This is a genomic window from Pseudomonas sp. B21-054 (genome assembly GCF_026016345.1).
Taxonomy (GTDB): Bacteria; Pseudomonadota; Gammaproteobacteria; order Pseudomonadales; family Pseudomonadaceae; genus Aquipseudomonas.
The window spans coordinates 4,116,162-4,139,874 of record NZ_CP087204.1 but is presented as its reverse complement, the minus strand read 5'-3'; the positions used below and the strand labels follow the sequence as shown (position 1 = coordinate 4,139,874).

Genomic DNA, 23,713 nt, shown 5'->3' with positions numbered 1-23,713 from the left:
CGGGGGACACCCCGGGGCCTGTCATTCAGCCGGTCACTGTCTTGGCGTAACGGCTCAGGACATTCGCCAAGTCGTCCAGCGTCGGATTCAGGAAGACCAGGTGCGCGGGGATTTTCGTACCCCACAGTTCCTGGAGCCGGGCGCACAGCAGCACCGCCTTGAGCGAACTGCCGCCGACTTCGAAGAAGTTCGCCTGCTTGTCGAGAACGCTGAGTTCAAGCTCCGCCTGCAAGGCATTGAACACCTGCGTTCGTGCGTCCGCCGCAGGCTCGACTGGTGGCCGTTTCATCGGCTTGAGCTGCTGCACCAGCGTTTCGAAGGACGGCGCCGCCTGGCCCAGGACGGTATCGAGCAAGGCGCGGAAGTCTTCGCTCAACGCGACGATGCTGTCATGTTCGAACAGATCGGTGCTGTAAGTGAAGGTCGCGATCAGCCCCTGCTCGCGCTCGCTGATGTCGAGCATCAGGTCAAACAGGGTACTGCGCTTGCCATTGTCCTCCTTGATCGGCTCGATCCTCAAATCGCCAAACTCGGACGAGGTCAGGATGCGCTCGCGGTGCAGGTCGAACATGACCTGGACCAACGGCACACTGTGCTGCTGCGCGCTGGGCAATGCTTGCAGCAGTTGCTCGAACGGCAGGTCCTGGTTGGCGTGGGCCGTCAACAGGTTGTCCCGGACCTGTTTGAGTACCGTGTCGAATCCCGGGTTGCCGGCCAGGTCTGTGCGCAAGGCCAGGGTATTGACGAAGAAACCGACCAAGCCCTCCAGCTCCTGGCGATGGCGATTGGCAATCGGGATGCCGATACGTATGGCCTGCTGCGCGCTATGGCCGGCCAGCAGCACGTTGAACACGGCCAGCAGCGTCATGAACAGAGTCGCGCCTTGTTCCCGGCTGTAGGCGTGCAGCGCTTGCGTGGTCTCCAGGCCCAGTTCGAAGGTGTGCTCAGCGCCCCGATGGCTGGGCAGGGCCGGCCGCGGCAACATACAAGGCAGTTGCAGCAGCGTTCGGTCGGTGCCCAGGTGTTGCAGCCAGAAATCCAGTTGCGGCTTGAGCGCGTCGTGATTCAGTTCACGGCGTTGCCATTGGGCGAAATCCGCGTACTGCAGGGTTTGCCCAACGAGAGGCGAGGGTTCCCCTTTGCTCAACGCCGTGTAGAGCTGGGTCAACTCACGGGTGAACACACGCATCGACCAGCCATCGAAGACGATGTGGTGCAAGGTCAGCCAAAGCACATGCTCTTGTGGCGAAAGCCGCACCAGGCCAGCGCGGATCAAAGGTCCCCGAGCCAGATCGAACGGATGGGCGGCCTGGGCCCTGAGTTCGGTGTGCAGGTGCTCATGCCGATCACCTTCGTCCAGATGGCTGAGGTCGATCAATGGCAGCGTGAAGCCCTGCGCGGCGCTGATGCGCTGCACCGGTTGATTGTTTTCCAGCGTAAAGGTGGTGCGCAGGGCTTCATGGCGTTGCAGCAACAGCGCAAAACTGCGCTCCAGCGCCAGCCTGTCCAGGTCGCCGTGCAGGCGCACCGATTCAGGCACGTTGTACGTGGTATTTCCCGGGTGCAGGCGATCGAACAGCCAGAGCCGTTCCTGGGCGTAGGACATTGCCGTTGAAGGCTGGCGGTGTTGGGCGGTGATGGGCGGTAACGTCGAGGCATCGGCCTTTGGCAGCGCCTGGTCAATGAATTCGCCCAGCGTCGGGTGCTGGAACAGCGCACGTACCGGCACTTCCAGCCCAAGGCTGCTGCGCAGCCGTGACACCAGTCGGGTCGCGGTCAACGAGTGGCCGCCCAGTTCGAAGAAGTTGTCATCGAGGCCGACACGCTCCACCCCCAGCACCTGGGTCCACAGCGCTGCCAGCAATTGCTCGCGTTCGTTGCGGGGTGCCCGGTAGCTGACCTGGCGATCACGGGCGGGGGCCGGTAACGCCTTGCGATCCAGCTTACCGTTCGGGGTCAAGGGGAATGCCGACAGCATCACATAGGCGTTTGGCAACATGTAGTCAGGCAATTGCGTGCCCAGGTATTCACGCAACGCGGTGGCGCCGGGGCAGGCTTCGCGCGCCACCAGATAGGCGATGAGTTCGGTATCGCCGACGTCGTTCGGGCGGGCGATCACGACGGCCTCCCGTATGCCTGGATGACTCAGCAGGCGGGCTTCGATTTCCCCCAGTTCGATCCGGAAACCGCGAATCTTCACTTGGTCGTCGAGACGTCCGAGGAACTCGATGTCACCCTGGGGGTTGACCCTGCCGATATCGCCGCTGCGGTACCACTGGCTGCCTTGGGGATCGAGCGGATTGTTCAAGAAACGCTCGGCGGTCAGGTCCGGTCGTCCGAGGTAACCCTGGGTGATGCCAGCGCCGCTGAGGTAGATTTCACCCGCCACGCCAGCGGCCACCGGACGCCGCTGTTCGTCGAGGACGAACACCTGCATATTCGCGATGGCCTTGCCGATCGGCAACACACCGTGTTCGTCGCCTCGGGCGCGGTAGTAGCTGCACCAGACGGTGCCCTCGGTCGGTCCGTACTCGTTGTACAACCGGGCTTGCGCGCATTGTTCGCGATGGTGTCGAGAGAGGGCAGCAGGGCAGGCTTCGCCGGCGACGATGGCGCAGCGCAGGCTGCCCAGTTGGTCGGCGGCCTGCTCCAGTACCTGGGCGTAGAGCGACGGCAACATCAGGGTATGACTGATGCGTTGGGCCGCGATCAAGCGGCCCAGCGCCAGCGCATCCTGAACCTGGTCGTCCTGGGGCAGGCACAGTCGACCGCCACGGCCCAGGGTCCAGAAGAGACCGGCGACCGAACTGTCGAACGCCAGGCCTGACACGAGCAGGAATGACGTCAACGGCTCTTCATAGGCCAACTGGCGCGCCGAGGTCGAATGCACGGCATTGCGATGGGTCACCATGACCCCTTTGGGGCGTCCGGTGGAGCCCGAGGTGAAAATCAGATAAGCCAGGGTGTCGGCATCGCTGATGGGCTCGGGACGCAGGTCGAAGGTGCTGTCGCTACCTGGCTGGTCGAGCCATAGCGTTTCGTAGTTGCCCTCGGGCAAGCGCGCTTGCAGACGCGTCAGGCTCAGCAGCAGTGGGGCCGCGGTCTGCTCAAGCATGTCGCTCAGGCGTTCGGCCGGGTACGTTGGGTCCAGCGGCAAGTAGGCGCCGCCCGCTTTGAGAATACCCAGGATGCCGACGAGGGCTTCGCTGCAACGCTCGATGAACAACCCCACCGGCTGCCCGACCGTCAGCCCCGCCTGGCGCAGTCGGTGCGCCACTTGGTTGGCCTGGCGTTCCAGCATCCGGTAACTCAGGTGAGTATCACCGTGGGTCACGGCGATGGCGTCCGGTTGCAGGTCGACCTGTTGTTCGAACAGCTGGTGCAACAACGCCGGCGTCGTCAGGTGCGTGGCGGTCTGGTTCAAGGCCGCCAGCCAGTCCTGGTGAACACGACTGATACCGTTGGCATCGCTCAAGGGGCGCGAGCTGGCATCGCTGGCTTGCACGCACAGGGTCAGGTACTGGTCGAGCAGCAGACGTGCGGCGTCGACGTCCAGTGTCGAGGCGTCGAAGTGCAGGCGAAATTCAAAGCCTTGCGCCCGTTCAATGACCTCCAGCAGTAATGCATGCGCACATTCTTCGCCTTCCAGTGCCTGCACGGCCCAGGCCGACGGCGCCGGTTTGCGCAAGCGAAAGCCGAACGGCGTTGGCGCCGATTGAGCGGGCCACGCTTCTTGCCAGGTATCGGCCTCGGTCAACAAGGAGGAGAGCTCTGCGAGCAGGCCGGCCAGGGACTGGCTGTCATCGAATGTCAGCAGTAGCGGTAAATACTTGGCATAGGGACCCATGGCGGTCGTCGTGGCACTGTTACGGCCAGGATGTTCCCAGCCGAGCACCACCTGGGGCTGGCCCAGATGGCGTCTGAGCAGCACCGCCCAGCACGCGCCGAACAGATGCTGCGCCGGGGTATCGAGGCCGGCGAGGGCGCTGTTGAGCCGGTCTTGGAATTCAGCGTCCAGGCTCTGTTGGACCTGGGCCATGTGCCGCTCATTACCGGCCGATGCGCGCTGGAATGGATGCAGCACCGCCATCAGGTCCGGCGCTTGTTGGCGTTGCCAGAAGGCACGACCGGCGTCGCTGTCGCTGCCGCTGGTGTACTCGAACTGCCATTCGGCGAAGTCAGCGAACTGGACGGTGTCGTCCGGTAGCTCATCGCCCTGGTAAAGCGCTTGCCACTCCGACAGCAGGCGCTCCACAGTGGTAGCGTCGACGTTGGCGGCAGGCAATGCGACCAGCAAGGTGGCGGGGAGCCGGGCGACGGCCAGGGCGGGTGGCGTATCCTGGCTCAGGACCGCGCGCAGTGCCGATTTCAAGTCGTCGACAGAGGCCGGGGCCGTGGTGATGTCTCGCCAGTCAATGTCGATGTGTTCGGCGATCACCTGCACCGGCAGGTCCATGCCGGGAGCGGCTAGCAGGCGAGTGCGCAGGATTTCGTGACGCTCCAGCACCTGCTCCAGGGCCGAACGCAAGCGTGCGCTGTCGATACCGTCAGGCAAGGCCAGGGTCAGGAACAGCGGGGCGCTGCGATCAGCGGCGCGCGACCAATACAGGTTTTGTTGCAGGGCGGGGCGAAAACCCTCTAAGGCGTTACTGGACATAAAATGAGGCCTTGAAAATAGGGGCAAGTCAGGGACGTTGGACGGTCAAGCGGCTCAGGGCTTGAGCGCAACGTCCGTACTGTTCAGTGCTTCTGCCATGGACACCAGAATGCGCCTGGGACCGCTGTATTCGTTGCGCGCGTGCACCGATAGCATGTTGTCGAGCAGCAACACGTCGCCGTGCTGCCAACTGAACTCGATCATGTTTTGCAGGTACACGGCGCGCAGGTGCTCAAGCACCTCGGGCTCGATCGGGCTGCCGTCGCCATAAAAGGTGTTCTGCGGCAGGTCGTCGTCGGCGAAATCGGCCTGCAGGGCATCGCCCACGCTGGCCGGCAAGGTGCTGACGTGGAAGAACGTCGCGTGGTTGAACCAGAGGATCTCGTCGGTGCGCGGGTGCCGGACCAGCGCTGGGCCGACCTGGCGGGTGCGCAGGCGATTGTTCTCTTTCCACTCCGTCTGTATGCCGACACTGGCGCAGTAGGCGTCGACCTGCGCCCGGTCCTCGGTCTGGAACACGGTTTGCCAAGGTAGGCCGAAGCCGTCTCCGTAGTTGCGCACGTACATGATGCCCAGGCGGGCGAAGCGTTCACGGACCTGCGGGTCGATGCCGCGGGTGATGGCGCGGGTATCGCCGATCGGCGTTTCACCCCGCGATTGCGGGGCGACGTCGCACCACAGGAAAATCTTCAGCGGGAACACCGGCGAGTAGGAGTGCTCGTTGTGGGGGAAGATGCGCTGGTCCTGTGGGTAATCGGTGGAGGTGTAAATGTTCAGGCGCGGATCGACCTGCGTCCTCGGCGAGGCCCTGAACTTGTATTCCAGCGCTCCCCCTGACAATGAGCTGATGCATTGGTCGAAAGCCGTGGCGGTGTCGACCTGGAAATTACGAAACAGCAACGCACCGTGTTCCAGCAGTTTGCGTTCGATCAGTTCCCGTTGCCGCTGCGCCCAGGCGATCAGGCTGACACCGGGGCTGGCGGGTTCGCACAGCAGCGTGTAGTTCTGGCCGTCGTTGAGCGGCTTGAAAGTCACCAGGTTTTCTTCATCCAGGCGAATCGGCTTGCGGCGCATGCCGCCCAGGGTAGGTGTCGCGGGACCATTCATGTCTTATCCCTCCATAGAGTCAGTAGTGAATCGAGTACGCCGACGTGTGCTGCCCAACCGCGCCAGGCTCTGCTCGTTGCGTGCGTTCAGGTGCTTCATGCGTTGTTCATGGGTTTGCCGTTTCAGGTCCTGGGCGAGCTCGTCGATGAGTCGCTCGGGGTGAGTGGCAACCTGTTCCAGCAGCGTGCTGAAGGCGTTGGCGAACGCCTCGGCCGTTGTCGCGTCGAACAGATCGGTGCTGTACTTGAGGGTGCAGGCCAGGGTGCCCCGGTCCTCCTCCACGGTGAGGTGCAGATCCAGCTGTGACTGGCCGTGCTCGATGCGCTCGGGCAGTACGTCCAGCCCCGGCATCTGCAGCTCGCTGGCCGGTTGGTTCTGCAACACCAGCTTGACCTGGAACAGCGGGTTATAGGCGAGGCTGCGCGGCGGGTTGAGTGCTTCAACCAATTTGTTGAACGGCAGCTCCTGATGTTTGAAAGCCTCCAGTACCTGCGGGCGCAGACGCTGGATCAACTGGTTGAACGTCGGGTTGCCGGTCAGGTCGCCGCGAAGGGCCAATTGATTGATGAAAAAACCGATAAGCCCTTCGGTTTCCGCGCGATTGCGGTTGGCCACGTCGGTGCCGATCACCGGATGCTGGCGACCGCTTTGGGCATACAGGCACACCTGCAAAGCGCCCAGCAATCCCATGAACAAGGTGGCCCCGTTGCTCAGGCACAACCGTTTAAGGGCACCTGTGGTGTGTTCGCCAATCTGGAACGACCAGCGTGCACCTTGCCCGCTCATGGCCGCCGGGCGCGGTCTGTCGCTGAGCAGGTCCAGCGGCGGCTGGGGTTCGCCAAGCGCCTGCTTCCAATAGCCCAGCTGACGCTCGAGCATCGGCTCGTCCAGGTATCGCTGCTGCCAGGCCGCGTAGTCGGAATACTGGATGGGCAATGGCGCCAGCGTCGGGTGTTCACCGCTCAGGGCGGCGCGATAAAGGTGAGTCAACTCGCTGACCAACAGGCCCATCGACCAGCCATCGGAAACGATGTGGTGCAGCACCAGCAACAACAGGTGTTCATCGTCCCGCAGTTTGATCAGGTGCAAGCGCAGCAATGGCGCCTGGCGTAGATCGATAGGGCGTATCGCCAGATCAATCAACAGCCGCCGGGCCGCGTCTTCGCAGGCCTCGGCGGGCAGGGCGCTGAGGTCGTGCAGGGGCATCGGCAGATCGACCTGCGGCTGCACCTGAACGAAGAGTTCCGCGTCCTGTTCGTGGAAGCTGCTACGCAAGGCTTCATGGCGCTGCACCAACCCCTGGAACGCCTGGTGCAACGCGTCGATGTCCAGGTGGCCGCGCAAGCGCGCTGCGCTGGGAATGTGGTACGCCGCGCTTTCCGGTTGCATCGCCTGTACCAGCCACATCCCTTGCTGGGCGTGGGACAGCAGCCTGCGGCCATGGGACGGCACAGGCGCGGGCTCTATGGGGCGTTCGTTGCTGGCCGCTGCCTTGGACAGCACAGATGCCAGTTGCGCGATGGTCGGCGCTTCGAACAGTGCCCGCAGGGGCAGTTCGATGTTCAGCGCCAGGCGAATGCGGGTGACCAGTTGCGCCGCCAGCAACGAGTGCCCGCCCAGGGCGAAAAAGTTGTCGTGCAGGTCAATGGACTCCACTCCGAGCACGTCTTGCCAGAGCGCCAGCAACTGCTGCTCTTGCGGGGTTTGCGGCCCACGCACTTGAGTCGCCTGCAGCGAATAGTCGGGGGCCGGCAGGGCTGCCCTGTTGAGTTTTCCGCCGGGTGTCAGCGGTATCTGCTCCAGGGTGACGAAGGCCGACGGCACCATGTAGTCAGGCAAATGCTTGGCGATGTGTTCGCGCAGGGCGGTGATCGCCAAAGGTTGCGCCTGGTAAACCACATAGGCCACCAGGCGCCGGTCGCCGGGCCGGTCCTCACGCACGATCACCACGGCCTGGCGAACCTCCGGATGGCTCTGCAAGCGTGATTCGATCTCGCCCAATTCGATCCGGAAGCCTCGCAGCTTGACCTGCTGGTCGATGCGCCCGAGGTATTCGTAGGTGCCGTTGGGCAGGCGCCGGACCCGATCACCGGTGCGGTACAGACGGCTGCCTGGCGGGCCGAACGGGTCGGGGCAGAAGCGTTCGGCGGTCAGGCCTGGAACGTCGTGGTAGCCGCGAGACAACAACGAGCCGCCAATGCACAGCTCCCCGGGCACACCGACAGGCGCGAGGTTGTCGTCGCGGTCGAGCAGGTAATAGGCGCGGCCGCGCAAGGGTTCGCCGATGGGCATTTGCAGCGGCAACTGTTCATCGTCCAGCAGCAGGGTGCAATCCTGGATACTCGATACCACGGTGATTTCCGTGGGACCGTAGATGTTCAACAGCCGGACATGACTCAGTCCAGCCTTGCGCCAGGCGTTGAGCCCTTCGGGCGGCATGGCTTCGCCACCGACACTGACCAGGCGCAAGGCACCGTAGGCGTCGGCCGGGACCAGGGCGAAATCCTGGGCGAGCTGGTACCAATAGGCAGTGGTCAGGCAGGCCGCGACGGTAATGCCATGGCGATACAACCGGGCCAGAAATTCGCGAGTGTCCCAAAGCTCGGGGCCGCGTACGACCAGGCTGGCGCCGCACACCAGCGGAGGAAACAGCTGATCGACGAAGCCATCGAAGTTGAACGTGGAGAACTGCAACACCCGGTCCTCGGCACTGACGCCGTAATAGGCGCGCGCGACTTCGGTGTATCCGGCCAGCGAGCGGTGAGTGACCGCCACGCCTTTGGGTTTGCCCGTGGAGCCGGAGGTGTAGATGACATACGCCAGTTGTTCTCGGTGCACGGTCCGCTCCGCCACGGCGGGTTGGACCCCGGGCATTGGCGCGAGTGCACAGACGTCGAGGATCGGCCGTTGATACGGCTCGACGACCGGTGCTGTGGATGCATCGACCAGTACCAGACGGATGTTGGCATCGTCGATCATGTGCGCCAGGCGTTCCGCTGGAAATTGGGGATCCAGCGGCACGAAGGCAAGCCCCGCTTTCAACACGCCGAACACGGCCGCGACAATGTCCAGGCCCCGGGGCAGACACAGCCCGATGCGCGCTTCCGCCGGCAGGTCGAGCGCCAGCAGATGCTGGGCGATACGGTCGACTCGGCGTTGCAGTTCGGCGTAGCTCCAGGCCCGCTCATCGTGGATCAGCGCCAGGCTGTCCGGGGTCTGCGCCGCTTGCGCCGCCAGTCGCAGGTGCACCAGCTCGGGCAGCGGCGAAAGGGCCAATGAAGCCTGGCACTGCGCCAACAGATGCTGCTCGGCTTCGGCATCACGTATCGGCAGATGAGCGATGAGACTATCGGGAGCCCCTGTCAGGCCCTGCAACAGACAGGCGTAGGCCTGGCCATGGTTGACGATGCTGTCTTGTTCGAACAGATCGGCGTTGTAGGTGAAGCATACCTCGAGCCGGTCGCTGCGCTCCGACACGTTGAGCACCAAGTCCAATGGCGCGGTCATCTGCTCGCGCTCGATCTCTTCGATTTCCAGCCCGGGCAACTGCAGGCGACGTGGCGCGTGATCATCGAGCAGGTTGAACATCACCTGGAACAAGGGCGAGTGGGACAGATGGCGTTCGGGCTCGAGGGCCTGGACCAGTCGCTCGAACGGCAGTTGTTGATGTTCCAGGGCATTGCGCCGCGCGTTGTTGACGTCTTCCAGCACCTCATTGAAGGTGCGCCGGCCGTTGAGCTCGCAGCGCATCACCAACGTGTTGATGAAGCAGCCGATCAGACCTTCGGTTTCCATGCGCGTACGGTTGGCCACGGGCACGCCGACACGCAAGTCGGTCTGGCCGCTGAGGCGATACAACAGCACGTTGAAGGCGCTCAAGAGCACTGTGAACAACGTCGTCCCGCGCGCCTTGGCAAGCGCTCGCAAGCTGTCGGTCAACGCCGGGTCGATGGTGAGGTAATGGCGGGCACCTCGACCGCTTGAGTGCTTCTGGCGAGGGTGATCGACCGGCAGTTCCAGCACCGGTTGCTCCCCCGCCAGGTGTTCCCGCCAATAGGTCAGTTCCGGTGCCAGGGCGCTGTCGCTCATGCACGTCTGTTGCCACACCGCATAGTCGCCATATTGGACCGGCAAGGCGGGCACTTGCGCCTCGACGCCTTGCAGCGCGGCGCTGTAGAACGCAGTCAGTTCCTTGACCAGGATCCCCAGGGACCAACCGTCCGCGACGATGTGTTGGGCGGTCAGGATCAGCACGTGCTCATCGTCGCTGAGCTTGACCAGCAGGCAACGCAGGGGCGCCTGTTGCAAGTCGAAAGGACGATTGGTTTCGCTGTCGATCAGCTGTTGCAGGCGTGACGGGCGCACGCTGGCCTGCTCAGCGCAAAGATCGATCCGCGCCAGCGTCAAGGGCAGTTGCTCGTGGATGAGCTGATGTGCCTTGCCCTCGGCTTCGTGGAAGGTGCTGCGCAGAATTGAATGCCGCATCACCAGTTGATCGAAGCTGTGTTGCAAGGCATCGAGGTTGAGCAAGCCACGCAAGCGTAGTGCGGCGGGCATGTTGTAGGCGCTGCTGTCGGGATCGAGGCGGTGGAGAAACCACAGGCGCTGCTGGGCCCAGGACAGCGGACGGGGTCCGTCGTCCGGCGACGGTACGATCGGCAAGCGGCTGAGCGCGATGCCTTGCGCTGCCAATGCCGCGGCGAAGGCTTCGCGTTTTTGCGGCGTGAGCCTGGCGATACGCTCGGCCAGTTGGTTCGGATTGATTTCCATAGCGTGATTGCGTCCTGGGGGCGTCAGACAGAAGGGCTGGAGGCTTTGGCGCGGGCCTGCAAGGACGCGCGCTCCTCGGGCGACATCGCGGCCAGCGTGCGGCGCAGCTCGGCAATTTTCACCAGTCGTCCCGGCTGGTTTTCCTGGTCGCGCAACGCTTGGGCCAGCGTCGCGACGCTCGGGTTGTCGAACACCAGCCCCGGCGGTACTTCCAGCTGCAACAGGCTGCGCAGGCGCGTGCAGAGTTTGATGACCATCAGCGAATGGCCGCCCAGATCGAACAGGCTGTCGGTGATGCTCAGGTTGTCGCGTTCCAGCAGTTCCCGGTAAAGGTCTGCCAGCAGGGCTTCGAGCGCATCCCGTGGCGCCAGCTCCACCCGCTGCTCCGCCAGGCTGTCGGGGCTGGGCAGCGCGGCGTAGTCGATCTTGCCGTTGGCCAGGCGCGGCAGTGCCGGCACGCGCAGCAGTTGCGAAGGGATCAGGTAGTCGGGTAGCGAGGTACGCAACTCGGCGAGCAAGTCAGCGCTTTCGCGGTGGCTGACGGCGTAGGCGAGCAGCTGGCCAGCGGTGAAATGCACCACCGCCTGGTTGACGCCGGCCAGCTTCAAGAGCGCCGCCTCCAACTCTCCGGGCTCGACGCGAAAGCCGCGAATCTTGATCTGCTGGTCGCTGCGGCCGGCCAGGTGCAAGCGCCCGTGGGCTGACAACCGTGCCAGATCCCCGGTGCGATACAGGCGTTGGCCTGGCTTGAAGGGGTCGTCGATAAACGCGTCCGACGCTCGGTTCAGATAACCCCGGCTGACTTGCGAGCCCCCCAGGTACACCTCGCCCAAGGCGCCCAGCGGTGCCGGTTGCAGACCGGACGGGGTTTGCTCCAGGACATAGGCGCAGGTGTTGGCCAATGCCTGTTCCAGGGCCAGCGGCGCGGCGCTGTCGAACGCCTGGCCGTGGCTGAACAGCACGCCCACGGTGGTTTCGGTCGGGCCGTAGTGATTGTGTACCCGGCTATGGGGGGCTACTTGCTGGATGCGTTGGCGCAATGCCCCCGGGCAGGGTTCGCCGCCCAGTATCACCACATCCGGCAAGGCACTGGCTTGGTCTTCGAGCAATGCCGCCAGGTGCGACGGGACGATCTTCAGGCAGTCGATCCGTTGATCGCGAACAAACCGTGCGAATGCGCTGGCATCGCGGCTGGCTTCGTCACTGGCCAGCACCATGCACGCGCCATTCCACAGCGCGCCGTACAGCGTGGTATTGCCCAGGTCTGCGGCCACCGAGGAAATCAGCGCGAAGCGTTTGCAGTGGGCCAGGTCCAGCGCTTCGCTGACCGCGGCGACGTAGTTGAGCAGATGACTGTGTTCAATGATGACGCCCTTGGGTTCACCGCTGGTGCCAGAGGTATAGAGCAGGTAGGCCGCGTCGTTGAGCGCGATACTGTCGATAGAAGGCAGTGCGCCCACCGCCGAGTTTTGCAGCTCGGCAATGCTCACGCCCTGGGCTGAACCGATGAGCAGCTGTGGCTGCGCATCGGCGAGGATTTTTTCCTGGCGAGCGGTCGGCCAGGACGGGTCCAGAGGGATGTAGGCGGCGCCGGCGCGCAGCACCGCGAACAGACCCAGCAACAGGTCCGCCGAGCGGGGCAGCAGCAAAGCCACTTTCGATTCACGACCAATGCCTCGGGCGCACAAGGCCCCGGCCAACTGTTCGACCTGCTCGGACAGCTGGCGATAGCTCAAGGTATGGTCGCCGACCTGCAAGGCCGGCGCATCCGGCGTGGTGTGTGCCCAGTGATCCAAGCGCTGAGACAATGCCTGTGAACCGAAGTCCCGGCGGGGGCCGCACAATTGGAATTGGCGGGCCTGATGCTCGGCGTTGCTCAACGGCAGCTCGATCATGGCGCGACTGTCGAGCCCCATGGGCAGGCTTTGCAGCAGGCAGGCATATTGGTCCAACAAGCATTGCAGCGCTTCGTCGTCATAGTGCCCACCGGGTGCCTGGAGGCTGACTGTCAGCCCGTGACCCTGCTCATCCAGCACGACTTGCAGCGCCAGCTCGAAGCATGGGTCGACACCCGGCAGCGTCTCAACGTGCCAGCGCAGGCCAGCGATGTCGACGTCCTGGCACTGGCTGGCCAGGTTGAAACCGACTTTGCGATGAAGGGTGTGGGTCGCGTCGGCGACGTTCCAGTATTCCTGTTGTTGAGCATGTTCGTTGAGTTGACTGGCCAGGCTCTGCAGCCACTGCTCGAACGTGCCGTTCAGGTCCGGGGCGAGCACCAGCGGCAGGATTTTTTCATACACGCCGATTCCGTTGGCCAGGGCCTCGTACTCGACACGGCAATCCTGTTGCCAGCCAGCCGTGTAGACGCGATGCCCGCCCACACGGGCCAACAGCAACCACCACGCGGCTTGCAGCACGGTCCCCAGCGGTTGCTGGTAACGCTCGGCCAGTTGCTGTAGCACCTGATGCAACTCGACGGGCAGGCGTTGGGAGAGCGACGACAGGCCACGCTGCCCCGGTTCGTGATGCGATCCCAGCTGCATTGGCGGCGTGTCCGCAAGCGCCAGCGCGGCCCAGTAGGCGCGACCGTCGAGGGCTTCGTCATCGGCATCGAGGTCGTTGCGCCATTCCACGTACTGCGAATATTGGAATGCTTCCTCCAGGACGGTTGCGGGGCGAGCATAGAGTTCGGTCAATTCACTGAACAGGTTTTGCAGGCTGAGCCGGTCACCGGCACACGCCGCGACCAGCAGATCGAGGCGCCACTGGGTCGGTGCCAGTTGACGCAAGATGCCTCGAACCAGGCAACCGCTTTCGATGGCAAACGGCGCTTGCAACAGCGCGGCACTTTGTTGCTCGGCGTCGGTCACGCCGGCCTCCAGCACATGCCATTGCAGCGTTGGCGCCACGACATGCTGGCGCAGGCTTCGATACAAATTCGAGGGGCGTAGCGCCGTGTGCAGGCTGGTATGACGTTCGATCACCTGCAGCAATGCTTCATGCAGTTGCCCGGGGTGCAGGGCGCCCTCAAGGGTCACGCCCAAATGCACGGACGGGCGGCCGCTTTGCAGGGCGACGGACTGCTCCGCACTGAGGGGCAGGTCGTGATGCGTTTCCAGGTTATGGCTCATGGTGGGGTTCAATCCTGCAGTTCCATTGCGTTGTTGTGACCGGCCAGGCGGGCCGGCTCATGCAGATCGCCCATGGCGACGACAATTTTTCGCGGGCCCTCGAAAGGATCACGGGCGTGGGCGGCCAGCAAGTTATCGAGCATGATCACATCGCCCTGTTGCCAGTCGAAACGCACCGCGCAGGCTTCGTAGAGGCGACCTATCAGCGCCATCGTTTCAGGGTCGATGGGGCTGCCATCACCGAAATACACTTGGCGCGGCATACGTTCCGGACCGACCATCCGCAGCAAGTCTTCGCGTACCTGAGGGTCCAGGCAAAAGGTGTGGTGCAATTGAATCTGGTTGAAGAAGCTGCGCTCGCCGCTCAAGGGATGACGGATCACCGCCGGGCAACGGGTACGGGTTTGCAGCTCATCATTGGCCAACCAGCTGAACTCGGTGCCGCTGGCCCGGCACAGGGCCTCGACCTCGTCGCGGTTCTCGGTCTTGAAAAACTCTCGCCAGTTGACATCGAGGCGCTCGGTGAACGTGCGCACATAAAGCAGGCCTTTGCTTTCGAACCTTTCGGCCAGGGCGGTCGGCAAGCGCCGGTACAGTTCGCGGCAGTCGACGATGGGCGTCGCGCCCCCTACAGGCGAAGGCAGCTCACAAAAAAACCATTGTTTGCGCGGGGAGCGGGGCAAATGCGAGCTTTCGTTATGGAACAGGATCATCTCCCGCTCCGGGTAGGGCGTGGAACGGTAGATATTGCGTCCGCCTTCCTTCTTCGGCAGGTCGCCATAGCCACCGAACAGGCCTGGGTGGATGGCCTCGGCGAACGCTTCGAAGGCCTTGGCGTCGTCCAGGGCAAAGCCGCGAAACAGGAGTCCGGCGTGCTTGCACAGCAGGGTGTCGATGAGGTCCCGCGAGCCTTGTGCCCATCCCACCGGATCCAGGTCGGGTACGCAGGGTTCGATCATCAAGGGAAATTCCCGTCCCGGCTGCAGTGGCGCGGTGCGGATCAGCGGCTTGGGCGCCGCCGTGGCGCGGGTCGGCATTTTTTTCAGTTTGTCGAGCTTGCTCGACGGCATGGGTGAATTAGCCAAGGCGGACGACTCCACAGAGGGCAATGTAAAGGTGAAATGAGCAAGCGCGGCGTGGGGTTGCTCGACGACCTGTTGCAGCAGGCTCAGCCAGGCGCTGATCAAGGCCTCGATACGTTCGCCCTTGAACAGTGCGCGGGCGTAGACCCAATCACCGCGCATGACATCGCCCTGGCGCTCGAGGAACAACGCCATGTCGAACTTGCTGGTGCGTTCCGCCGGCGGCTGCACGCGCACCTCCAGACCGGGAATGGCAAAGTCGGCCGGGGGCGTGTTCTGCAGGACGAACAAGGCTTGCACCAACGGGTTGCGGCTGCGTTCGCGAGGCACTTGCAAGGCTTCGACAATACGGTCGAACGGCAGCGCCTGATGTTCGAAGGCTTGCAGGCAGGTATCCCGGGTATGGGCCAGGAAATCCCTGAAGCGCTGGTCAGCGGTTCGGCGCGAGCGCAGCGGCAGGACATTGACGAAGAAGCCGATCAGACCTTCCAGGTTGGCGTTGTCGCGACCGGCGACGTCGGTGCCCAGCAGCAACTCATCGTTGCCCGTCACCTGATGCAGCAGCATTTCGAAGGTGCTGAGCAGCACCATGTACAGGGTGACCCCTTCGGCCAGGGCCAGTGCCTCGAGACGTGCCAGCAGCGGCGCGGGTATTTCCAGGGCCTTGGCGGCGCCCCGCGCATCGGCTTGGGCCGGGCGCGGCCAATCGGTCGGCAGCGCGAGGACCTGCGGCGCTCCGCGCAATTGCTCCTGCCAGAAGCCCACTGCTTTATCGAGGCCTGGACCTTGCAGGCACTCACGCTGCCAGTGCGCATAGTCGGCGTATTGCACCGGCAACGGCGTCAGTTGCGCACGCATGCCGGTATGGAGCGCGGTATAGACATGGCTCAGCTCATTGATCAGTACGCCGACCGACCAGCCGTCGGCGACCATATGATGCAGGCTCAGGAACAACAGATGCTGACGCTCGTCGAGCTTGAGTACTCGCGCCCGGATCAAGGGTGCCTGTGCCAGATCGAAGGGAAGGCGCAGGTTGTCCAGGCTCTCCTGGTCGGCCACGGCCTGGCGTTGCTCGGCGTCGAGGTGGGAGACATCGCGCAGCGGCAACTCCATGTCGAGGTGCGCTGCGATCAACGAAACCGGTTCGCCGTTGATGTCCGAATAGGCGGTGCGCAGGACCTCGTGACGGTTCAGCAGCACATTGAACGTGGCGCGCAGGACGCTGATGTCCAGCGAACCTTGCAGGCTGAGGGTGGCGGCCATGTTGTAGGCCGCGGAGGGTCCGTGCAGGCGATCGATCATCCACAGGCGGTGCTGGCTCAGGGACAGGGGCATGTGCGCCTGGCGCTCGATGGGTCGCAGCTCGGGCGCGCTGGCGGTCTTGGCCGGTTGAGTCGAGAGAACGTCCAGGCACTGCGCCTGTTGCCACAGCAGCGGCGCATCGAAAACACTGCGCAGCGCCAGTTCCAGGCCGCAACGTTGGCGAATGCGGGCGATCAGGCGGGTCGCCAGGAGTGAATGCCCACCGGCTTCAAAGAAGTGACTGTTGCGCCCCAGCGCCTGGGGCGGCAGCAGCGTCGCCCATAGCTCGGCCAGCAAGTGTTCGTTGGCGCTGCGCGGGGGATCGACCTCGGCGTTGTGCAGCGTGGGAGCCGGCAAGGCCTTGCGATCGATTTTGCCATTGGCGTTCTGTGGCCAGCTGTCCATCCGCACCCACAGGGAGGGCACCATGTAAGCGGGTAAACCCTCCACGACGAACTGCGCCAACGCGGCATCGGTGAGTGCGTGTCCGTGACGACCCTGCCAGTAGCCCACCAGCATCTCGCTGCTGCCCAGCCGTTGCAGGCTGACCATGGCGCGAAGGATGTCCGGATGACGCTCCAGATGCGCTTCGATTTCCCCAGGTTCGATGCGGAAGCCGCGCAGTTTGAGCTGGAAATCCTTGCGTCCGAAATACTGCAACACGCCGTCATCGCCCCAGCGCGCCAGATCGCCGCTCAGGTAAAGACGACTGCCGGCCTCGCCGAACGGGTTGGGAATGAAGCTGGCGGCGGTGCGCGACGGGTCCGCCAGATAGCCGCGACTGACGCCGATGCCGCCGATGGCCAACTCTCCGACGACGCCGTTGGGCAGTGGTTGCAGGTCGTGGCCCAGGACGTACAGTTCGGCATTGGCGGTGGGCCGGCCGATCGCGACGCTGGTCCCTTGATCGGGTGCGGTGCGCAAGGGCTGGAAGGCCACGTCATCCGAACACTCTGCCGGACCATAGGCGTTCATCAGGGGAATGTGCGGGTAATGGCTGAACCATTGCTGCGTGGTTGCCACCGGCAGGGCTTCGCCGGTGGGCAGTACCCAGCGCAAATCCGGCAATGGCACCGGTTGGTCGGCCTGGCTTTCCAGCATCGCCTGCAACAACGCCGGGACTGGTTCGAACAGGCTGACCTGGCGCGTACGAAGGACTTGGAGCAATGCCTGGGGATCACGTACGACGCTGTCGCCGATGATCTCCACGCAAGCACCGAACAGCGGGGCGGTGAGTGCTTGCCAGACAGAAATGTCAAAGCAGGCCGGTGCGGTCTGGGCAATCACATCGTTCGGGTTCAGACCCAGGGGTTCCAGCTTGGCCAGCATGTTGTTGAGCATGCCGGCGCGCGTGACCATCACGCCTTTGGGCTGACCGGTGGAGCCCGAGGTGAACAGCACGTAGGCCAATTGGTCCTGACGTGCCGCTTGATGCGGCAGGCGCCCGAGGCTGCTCATTTCCACCAGGTCGCTCGGCGAGGCGTGCTTGCCTTGGTAGACCGAGATCAGGCGCTCTGCGTAATCGGCGGTGCAGATCACCAACGGCTGCTGCAGCCGCGCCAGTACCTGCTGCCAGCGTGCCGGCGGCTGGGACGGTTCCAGCGCTAGCCAGGCACAGCCTGCGCGCAGGGTCGCGACCATCAGGCACAACCAATCGAGGCCCCGGTCGGCGAGCAAGGCGATCGGCTGGTCAGGTTGCGCGCCCAATGCCTGAAGGCCGCGAGCCAGGACTTCCGAGCGTTGCCAGAGTTGGGCATAAGTCAGGCACTGATCAGCACAACGTGCAACCAAGCGCTCGGGGTGGAGGGCGACTTGCATGGCCACCCGTTGCTCCCAGGTGTCGTCAAGGCTGTAGTCGGCCCGATGGGTGCCCCAGTCAAGCAGGCGGGCACGCTCGTCCGTGGTCAGGATCGACAACTGTTCGAGACGGGTGTCCGGTGCGGTGTCCATGGCGAGCAGGAGCCGCCGCAGATCATTGATCAGCGCCTGCAGCGATTCGACCGGCAGGCGTCGGGCGTCGGCGCTGAAAAGCACCTCCAGGCGGCGTCCGGGCAAGGCTTCGACCGTGAGGCCGTAGCTGGTCTGTTCGAGGTTATCCATGACCTTGAGCGTCAAATCGCCCGATTGCAGTTGCCGTTCGCCCAGGGCCGGCAGGTTCTGGAACACCAGCAATGTATCGAACAGCCCAGCGCCCCGTGGGTGCTGCTGGAGGATTTCGGCCAGTGGCGTTTGCTCATGCTCGCGCATGGCGACGCTGATCGCCTGGACCTGATGCAGGTAGTCGCCCAGGGTCAATCCGGAGTCGACCTGCAAACGCAGTGGCAGCGTGTTGATGAACACGCCGAGCATCTGCCCTGCGTCCGGCAGGTCGCCCGGGCGTCCGCTGCTGGTGACACCGAACATGACATCCGGCTGGTTGTTATGGCGCGCCAGCAGCAGGCCCCAGGCCGCTTGTATCAGCGTATTGAGGGTGACCCGGTTGTTTTTCCCCAGTGCGTTCAGCCGGGTGGTCTGGGCTTCGTCCAGTTGCAGGCCGGCAGTGTAGTAGTGCGCGGCCGCCGCGCTTTCGGCGACGGCCAGGGCGGGCAGGGAGCCGGCGCCTTCGAAGCCTGCCAGGCGCTGCTGCCAGTAAGCCTGGCTCTGTGTGTCCGGTTGCGCGGCAAGCCAGTCGATGTAGTCGCGATAAGGCGGGCGACGGATGACCGCCAGGCCGTTGTAGCGGGCCAGTATTTCCTCCATCAACATCACCGAACTCCAGCCATCGGCGATCAGGTGATGGCGGCTCCACACCAGCCAGGTGCGGTGTTCGTCCAGCCGGATGAGGGCGATGCGTTGCAAGGGAGGACGCTGCGGATCGAAGCCCTGGGCACGGTCGGCCTGGCAATAATCGGCCATGGCCTGCTGGCGCTGGGGTTCGTCGAGGGTGCTCCAGTCCAGTTGTCGTACCGGCAAGTGCAGGTCGCGATAAACCCCTTGCATCGGTTCCTCCAGGCCTTGCCAGAGGATCCCGGTCCGCATCAGCGGATGCGCGGCGAAAGTATCGCGCCATGCCGCCAGGTAGCGCTCGGGGTCCAGCGGGCCTTGGAGCTCGGCTTGCAGTTGATTGACATAAACGCCGTTGCCATCTTCCAGCAGGCTATGGAACAGCAGCCCTTTTTGCAGCGGCGACAGTGGATAGGCATCTTCCAGCTCGGTCCCGGCCAGGACGTCGAGGGCTTTGCGCTCGACTGGGCTGAGGGCGAATACCGCCGGTGGGTTTTTCCCCGGCACTTGCGGGGCCGCAGCGGCCAATGGCGGTTCGCGGCGACTGAGCAGGCTGGCCAGCGCTTCGATGCGCGGGTGGGCGAAAAGCTCTTTCGGGCTGAATCGCAGGCCTTGCTTACGCGCCTTTGCAATCAACTGCAGGGCGATGATCGAGTCCCCGCCGACGGCGAAGAAATCATCGTCCCGGGCCAGGTCAGGGCGTTGCAGCACCTCGGTCCAGAGGGCGAGCAATTGCGCTTCCAGGTCCCTGAGTGGCGACTCCAGCGTGGCGGCCAGTCGTGCAATGGTGGGGTGCGCGAAGAAATGTTTCGGAGTGAACTTGAGTTGCGCCTTGCGCGCGCCGGCAATTAATTGCAGCGCCAGGATCGAGTCGCCACCCAAGGCAAAGAAGTCGTCATGGATCGACAGCGAGGGTTTGCCCAGTACCTTGCACCACAGCGTCATCAACAGCGCTTCAACTGGATCGCGAGGCGCAACCTCAAGCGTTTCTTGTCGCGCGCTCTGTTGTGGCGAGGGCAAGTTGTGTCGGTCGACTTTGCCGTTTGCAAGGCGCGGCAGTTCGCTCAGTTCGACGTACAGGCTCGGTAGCATCGGCTCGGGCAGTTGCTCGGCCAGTTGCCGACGCAGCTGTTCGCGATCCAGCCCGGTGTCCGGCACCAGATAGGCAATCAGTTTTACCGCCTCCTGGTCGCCGAGTGTCCTCGCCACCACGACGGCCTCGCGCACGCCGTCACAGGCCTTGAGGCAGGCTTCGATTTCCCCTGGCTCGACGCGAAACCCACGAATCTTGACTTGATCATCGATGCGGCCAAGGAATTCCACGGCACCGGAAGGCAGCAGCCGCGCGCGGTCACCGGTGCGATACAGGCGTTCGCCCGCGCCGCTGAACGGGTTGGGGATGAAACGCTGTGCTGTGAGACCTGGCTGCCCCAGATAGCCATCGGCAACACCCGGGCCACCGATGTAGAGCTCGCCGGCGTTGCCCAGTGGCATCGGATGCAGATAGCGATCGAGCACGTGTATATCGACATTGGCCAGTGGCGCGCCAATCGGTGCGAAACCGGAAAGGCTCTCCTCGGCGTCGTTCACAGGTTGGGTCAGGCAACCGACGGTGGTTTCGGTGGGGCCGTAATGGTTGATGATCCGGCAGCTTGGCCGCAACGCTTGCAGGCGCTTGACCAGTGTCAGGTCCAGGCCTTCACCGCCCAGCACCAGGCATTGGCGCGGGAGCAGGCGTTCTGGGGCGGCAACCGCGAGCAGGGCGTTGAGGTGCGAAGGCACGATTTTCAGGCAATCGACTGGCGCGGCGGCCAGGCTCTGCGCCAGTTCTTCAGGGTCAGCGGCCAGTTGCTCATCGATCAGGCGCAGGGTCCGGCCGGTCAGCAGCGCGCCAAACCAGGCGGTGTAGCCCAGGTCCGCAGCCACACTGGCCAAGGCCGTCAGGCTGGCGCCTTCGCTCAGCGCAAGACTGCGCATCACCCCATCGACGTAGTGAATCAGGTTGCCCTGGGTGACGCCCACGGCTTTGGGCGTGCCTGTGGAGCCGGAGGTATAGATCAGGTAGGCCAGTTGCCGAGGGTGGGCGGACCGCGGACTGATCGGCGCGCTGCCCGTGCCTTGGGTCAGGCAACGCAGGCTTTGCTCGGGGCCGATCACTACGCTGGCGGCGCTGTTATCCAGCAACTGCTGGCGGCGTGACTCAGGCAGCGCCGGGTCCAGGCATAGATAAGCCGCGCCCAGTTTCCAACTGGCCAGCATGGCCGTCATCAACGCGCGGCCCCGCGGCAGGGCCAGCGCGACAATCTGGCCAGGGCCTGTTCCGGCGCTACGCAACTGTTGAGCCAGCGCTTCGGCTGCCTGGTCCAGTTGGACGTAGGTCTGCGAGCCGTTGGCGTCGCTCAGGGCGATTCGATCAGGGTGTGTGCGTACGTGATGTTCGAAGGCTTCGACAGCGGTTGCAAAGGCAGGCTGGCTGTTCGGGCCCTGGCAGCTGGACGCCGCGGACGGTGGGCAGGCCGGCAGGTCGCTGACCCGTGCGTCGGGGAACTGCCGGGCCTGGCCGGCAAACCAGACGAAATCTTCGGCCAGGCGGGCGATACGTCGCGCATCGAACAGGTCAGTGCGAAAACGCCATTGCGCGAGCAACTGGACGCCATCGTCCTGCCAGCGCAGATTGAGGTCGTTGGCCGCGCCGCGTTGGGTGAACAGGTGTTCTTGCACGCTGTATTCAGCGAACTGGTCATCGCGGCGGCTGGGCATGTAGGTCAGCATGCAGCGAAACAATGGGCCGTTGCCGAGATGTTCCTGCATGCGCACCGATGGATAACGGCGATGGCGCAAGCCTTCACGCATTTGTTGCGCGACGTCGCGCAAGCAATCGGCCAGGGTCGGGTTGTGCTCGAAGCGCGCGCGTAGCGGCAGGCTGTTGAGGGTAAACCCCATCAGGTTCTTGTATTTGGCTTTGTGTCGATCCATGGTCGGCGTGCCGATCAGGAAGTCGTCCTGATCGCTGCAGCGATGCAGGAACACCTGGAAAAGCCCGGCCAGCAGCACAAACAGGCTGACGTTATGGGCGTCGGCCATCGCTCGCAAATGGCTGCTCTGGCGCTCATCGAGCAGGCATTCGAATTCGTCGCCTTCGTAGTTGGACGTGCGTGAGCGAGGGCGGTCCGGTGTCAGTTCCAGGGCCGAGGGCGCCCCGCTGAGTTGCCCTTGCCAGTAACTGGCCAGGGCGGCGAGTTTGCTCTCTTCGAGCATCCCGCGGTGGTCGTTCAACCACTCGAAATACAGCCCTGGTTCTGGCAGGGTCAGCGGTTCGCCCGTGGTTTGGGCATGGTAGGCGGCGAAGGTCAGCTTGAGCATCCATTCAACGCTGAGGAAGTCGCCGCTGATGTGATGCGCCGCCATGCATAAATAAAGTCGCCCCTGATTGCGCAGCAAGCGCAGGCGACAGACGTCTGCCGAGGCGAGATCGAATGGCTGGTCGGCATGCTGTTCGATCCACGCCTTGACCCCCGCCGCGTCGAGGTCGTCGAGGCACTCCCAGGTTGCATTGACCCTGATCTGCTCGGGGCGCGACATCCACAGTTGCCCCTCGACTTCCCGATAGCCGCAATGCAGCGTTTCGCAGTGTTCGACGATGCGTGCAAAGGCGGCGCACAGCGCTGCGGGGTCCAGGTCTGCTCGCAGCTCGCGCGCGGCAACCATGTTGTAGGCATGACTGCTCGGGTTGAGCTGGTGGAACTGCCATAGGGCCTGTTGGCCGGGGCTGGCCAGCTGCAAGAGGGTGGACGTCATGTCAGTTTTGCTCCTGGGCAGGTTCGGCCATGGCGACGATCACTTGTCGAGGCCCTTTGAAGCTGGCGCGCCCATGGGCAACCAGCATGTTGTCGAGCATCAGTACGTCGCCTTTTTCCCAGGGGAAATAGACGCTGTTCTCAGCCAGCACCCCGCGAATTTCCTCCAGGGCGCTTTCTTCCAGCTCGCTGCCGTCGCCGTAATAGACATTACGGGGCAGATCGAGCGGATCATCGTCGACCACCGCCATGAGGCTTTCACGGATCGCCGGGGCAAGATTGGACACGTGGAACAGGTGTGCCTGGTTGAACCAGACCCACGCCTGGGTCTTAGGATGACGGGCAACGGCCTGGCAGATCTGGCGGGTGCGCAATTCGCCGTCGTCCTTCCATTCGAACGCAATGCGATTGGCCCGGCAGTAGGCTTCAGCCACTGCGCGGTCCTCGGTGTTGAAGGCCTGCTCCCAGGACAAATCCAGGCCGTTGCCATAATTGCGCACGTACATCAGCCGTTTCTCGGTGAAGCGCTGACGCAAGGCGGGATCGAGCTGCTGGAAGATGCGACGGCTGTCGGCGATAGGCGTTTCGCCCCCTTCGACACTCGGCTGGACGCAATGGAACCAGATTTTCATGGGCCATTGCAGGGTGTAGGACTGCTCGTTGTGCAGGGGAATGGTTTGATGGGCGGGGTATTCGGTCGATGTGTAGACGCCTGGCTCGATCGCTTTGCGCGGGGTCGAGCCGAACTCATACGTCAGCAACTCATGGCCGAAACCGCGGGCAAGCGCCTGGAAGGCATGTTCCCCGAGCACATCGAACCCGCGCAGAAGCAGGGCACCGGCCTCGTGCAATTGATCCTCGACCAGCCCGTGAAGCTCGCTTAGGCAACGTGTGCGATCAAGCGGCTCAACCAGCAATGGCAACGTTTTGTGCACCAGAAGTGGGCGCACGGATAACCCTGATGACTGCTCGACGTCCCGTCCCATCTCTCGCTCCCTCATTTTTTGGTCATGTGTCGAAACGCCACTTTGTAGTGCGTTTATTGGAGGTGAGAAATACTATCCGATACCCGAGGCAGGTGTTAATAATATTTATTAACATTCG

General features: G+C 63.6%; 6 protein-coding genes. All 6 read right to left on the bottom strand.

From position 1 onward, the window contains the following. Positions 1–25 precede the first annotated feature (25 nt). Genes LOY70_RS17960 through LOY70_RS17935 form a run of 6 tightly spaced genes read right to left on the bottom strand, consistent with a single transcriptional unit; the run spans position 26 to position 23,595 of the window. A complete protein-coding gene (locus tag LOY70_RS17960; RefSeq protein WP_265028725.1) occupies positions 26–4,657 on the bottom strand; it encodes a non-ribosomal peptide synthetase in 4,632 nt (1,543 codons plus the stop codon). A 54-nt stretch (positions 4,658–4,711) separates the two neighbouring features. Next, a complete protein-coding gene (locus tag LOY70_RS17955; protein ID WP_265028724.1) occupies positions 4,712–5,764 on the bottom strand; it encodes a TauD/TfdA family dioxygenase in 1,053 nt (350 codons plus the stop codon). 3 nt (positions 5,765–5,767) lie between these two features. Next, complete coding sequence (locus LOY70_RS17950) at positions 5,768–10,534, bottom strand: non-ribosomal peptide synthetase (RefSeq protein ID WP_265028723.1); 4,767 nt, start codon at positions 10,532–10,534, stop codon at positions 5,768–5,770. 23 nt (positions 10,535–10,557) lie between these two features. Then, positions 10,558–13,665, bottom strand: coding sequence for a non-ribosomal peptide synthetase (locus tag LOY70_RS17945; RefSeq protein ID WP_265028722.1), 3,108 nt, complete (start codon positions 13,663–13,665; stop codon positions 10,558–10,560). An 8-nt stretch (positions 13,666–13,673) separates the two neighbouring features. Continuing rightward, positions 13,674–22,610, bottom strand: coding sequence for a non-ribosomal peptide synthetase (locus LOY70_RS17940; protein ID WP_265028721.1), 8,937 nt, complete (start codon positions 22,608–22,610; stop codon positions 13,674–13,676). A gap of 1 nt (position 22,611) precedes the next feature. Beyond that, complete coding sequence (locus LOY70_RS17935) at positions 22,612–23,595, bottom strand: TauD/TfdA family dioxygenase (RefSeq protein ID WP_123343345.1); 984 nt, start codon at positions 23,593–23,595, stop codon at positions 22,612–22,614. Positions 23,596–23,713 lie beyond the last annotated feature (118 nt).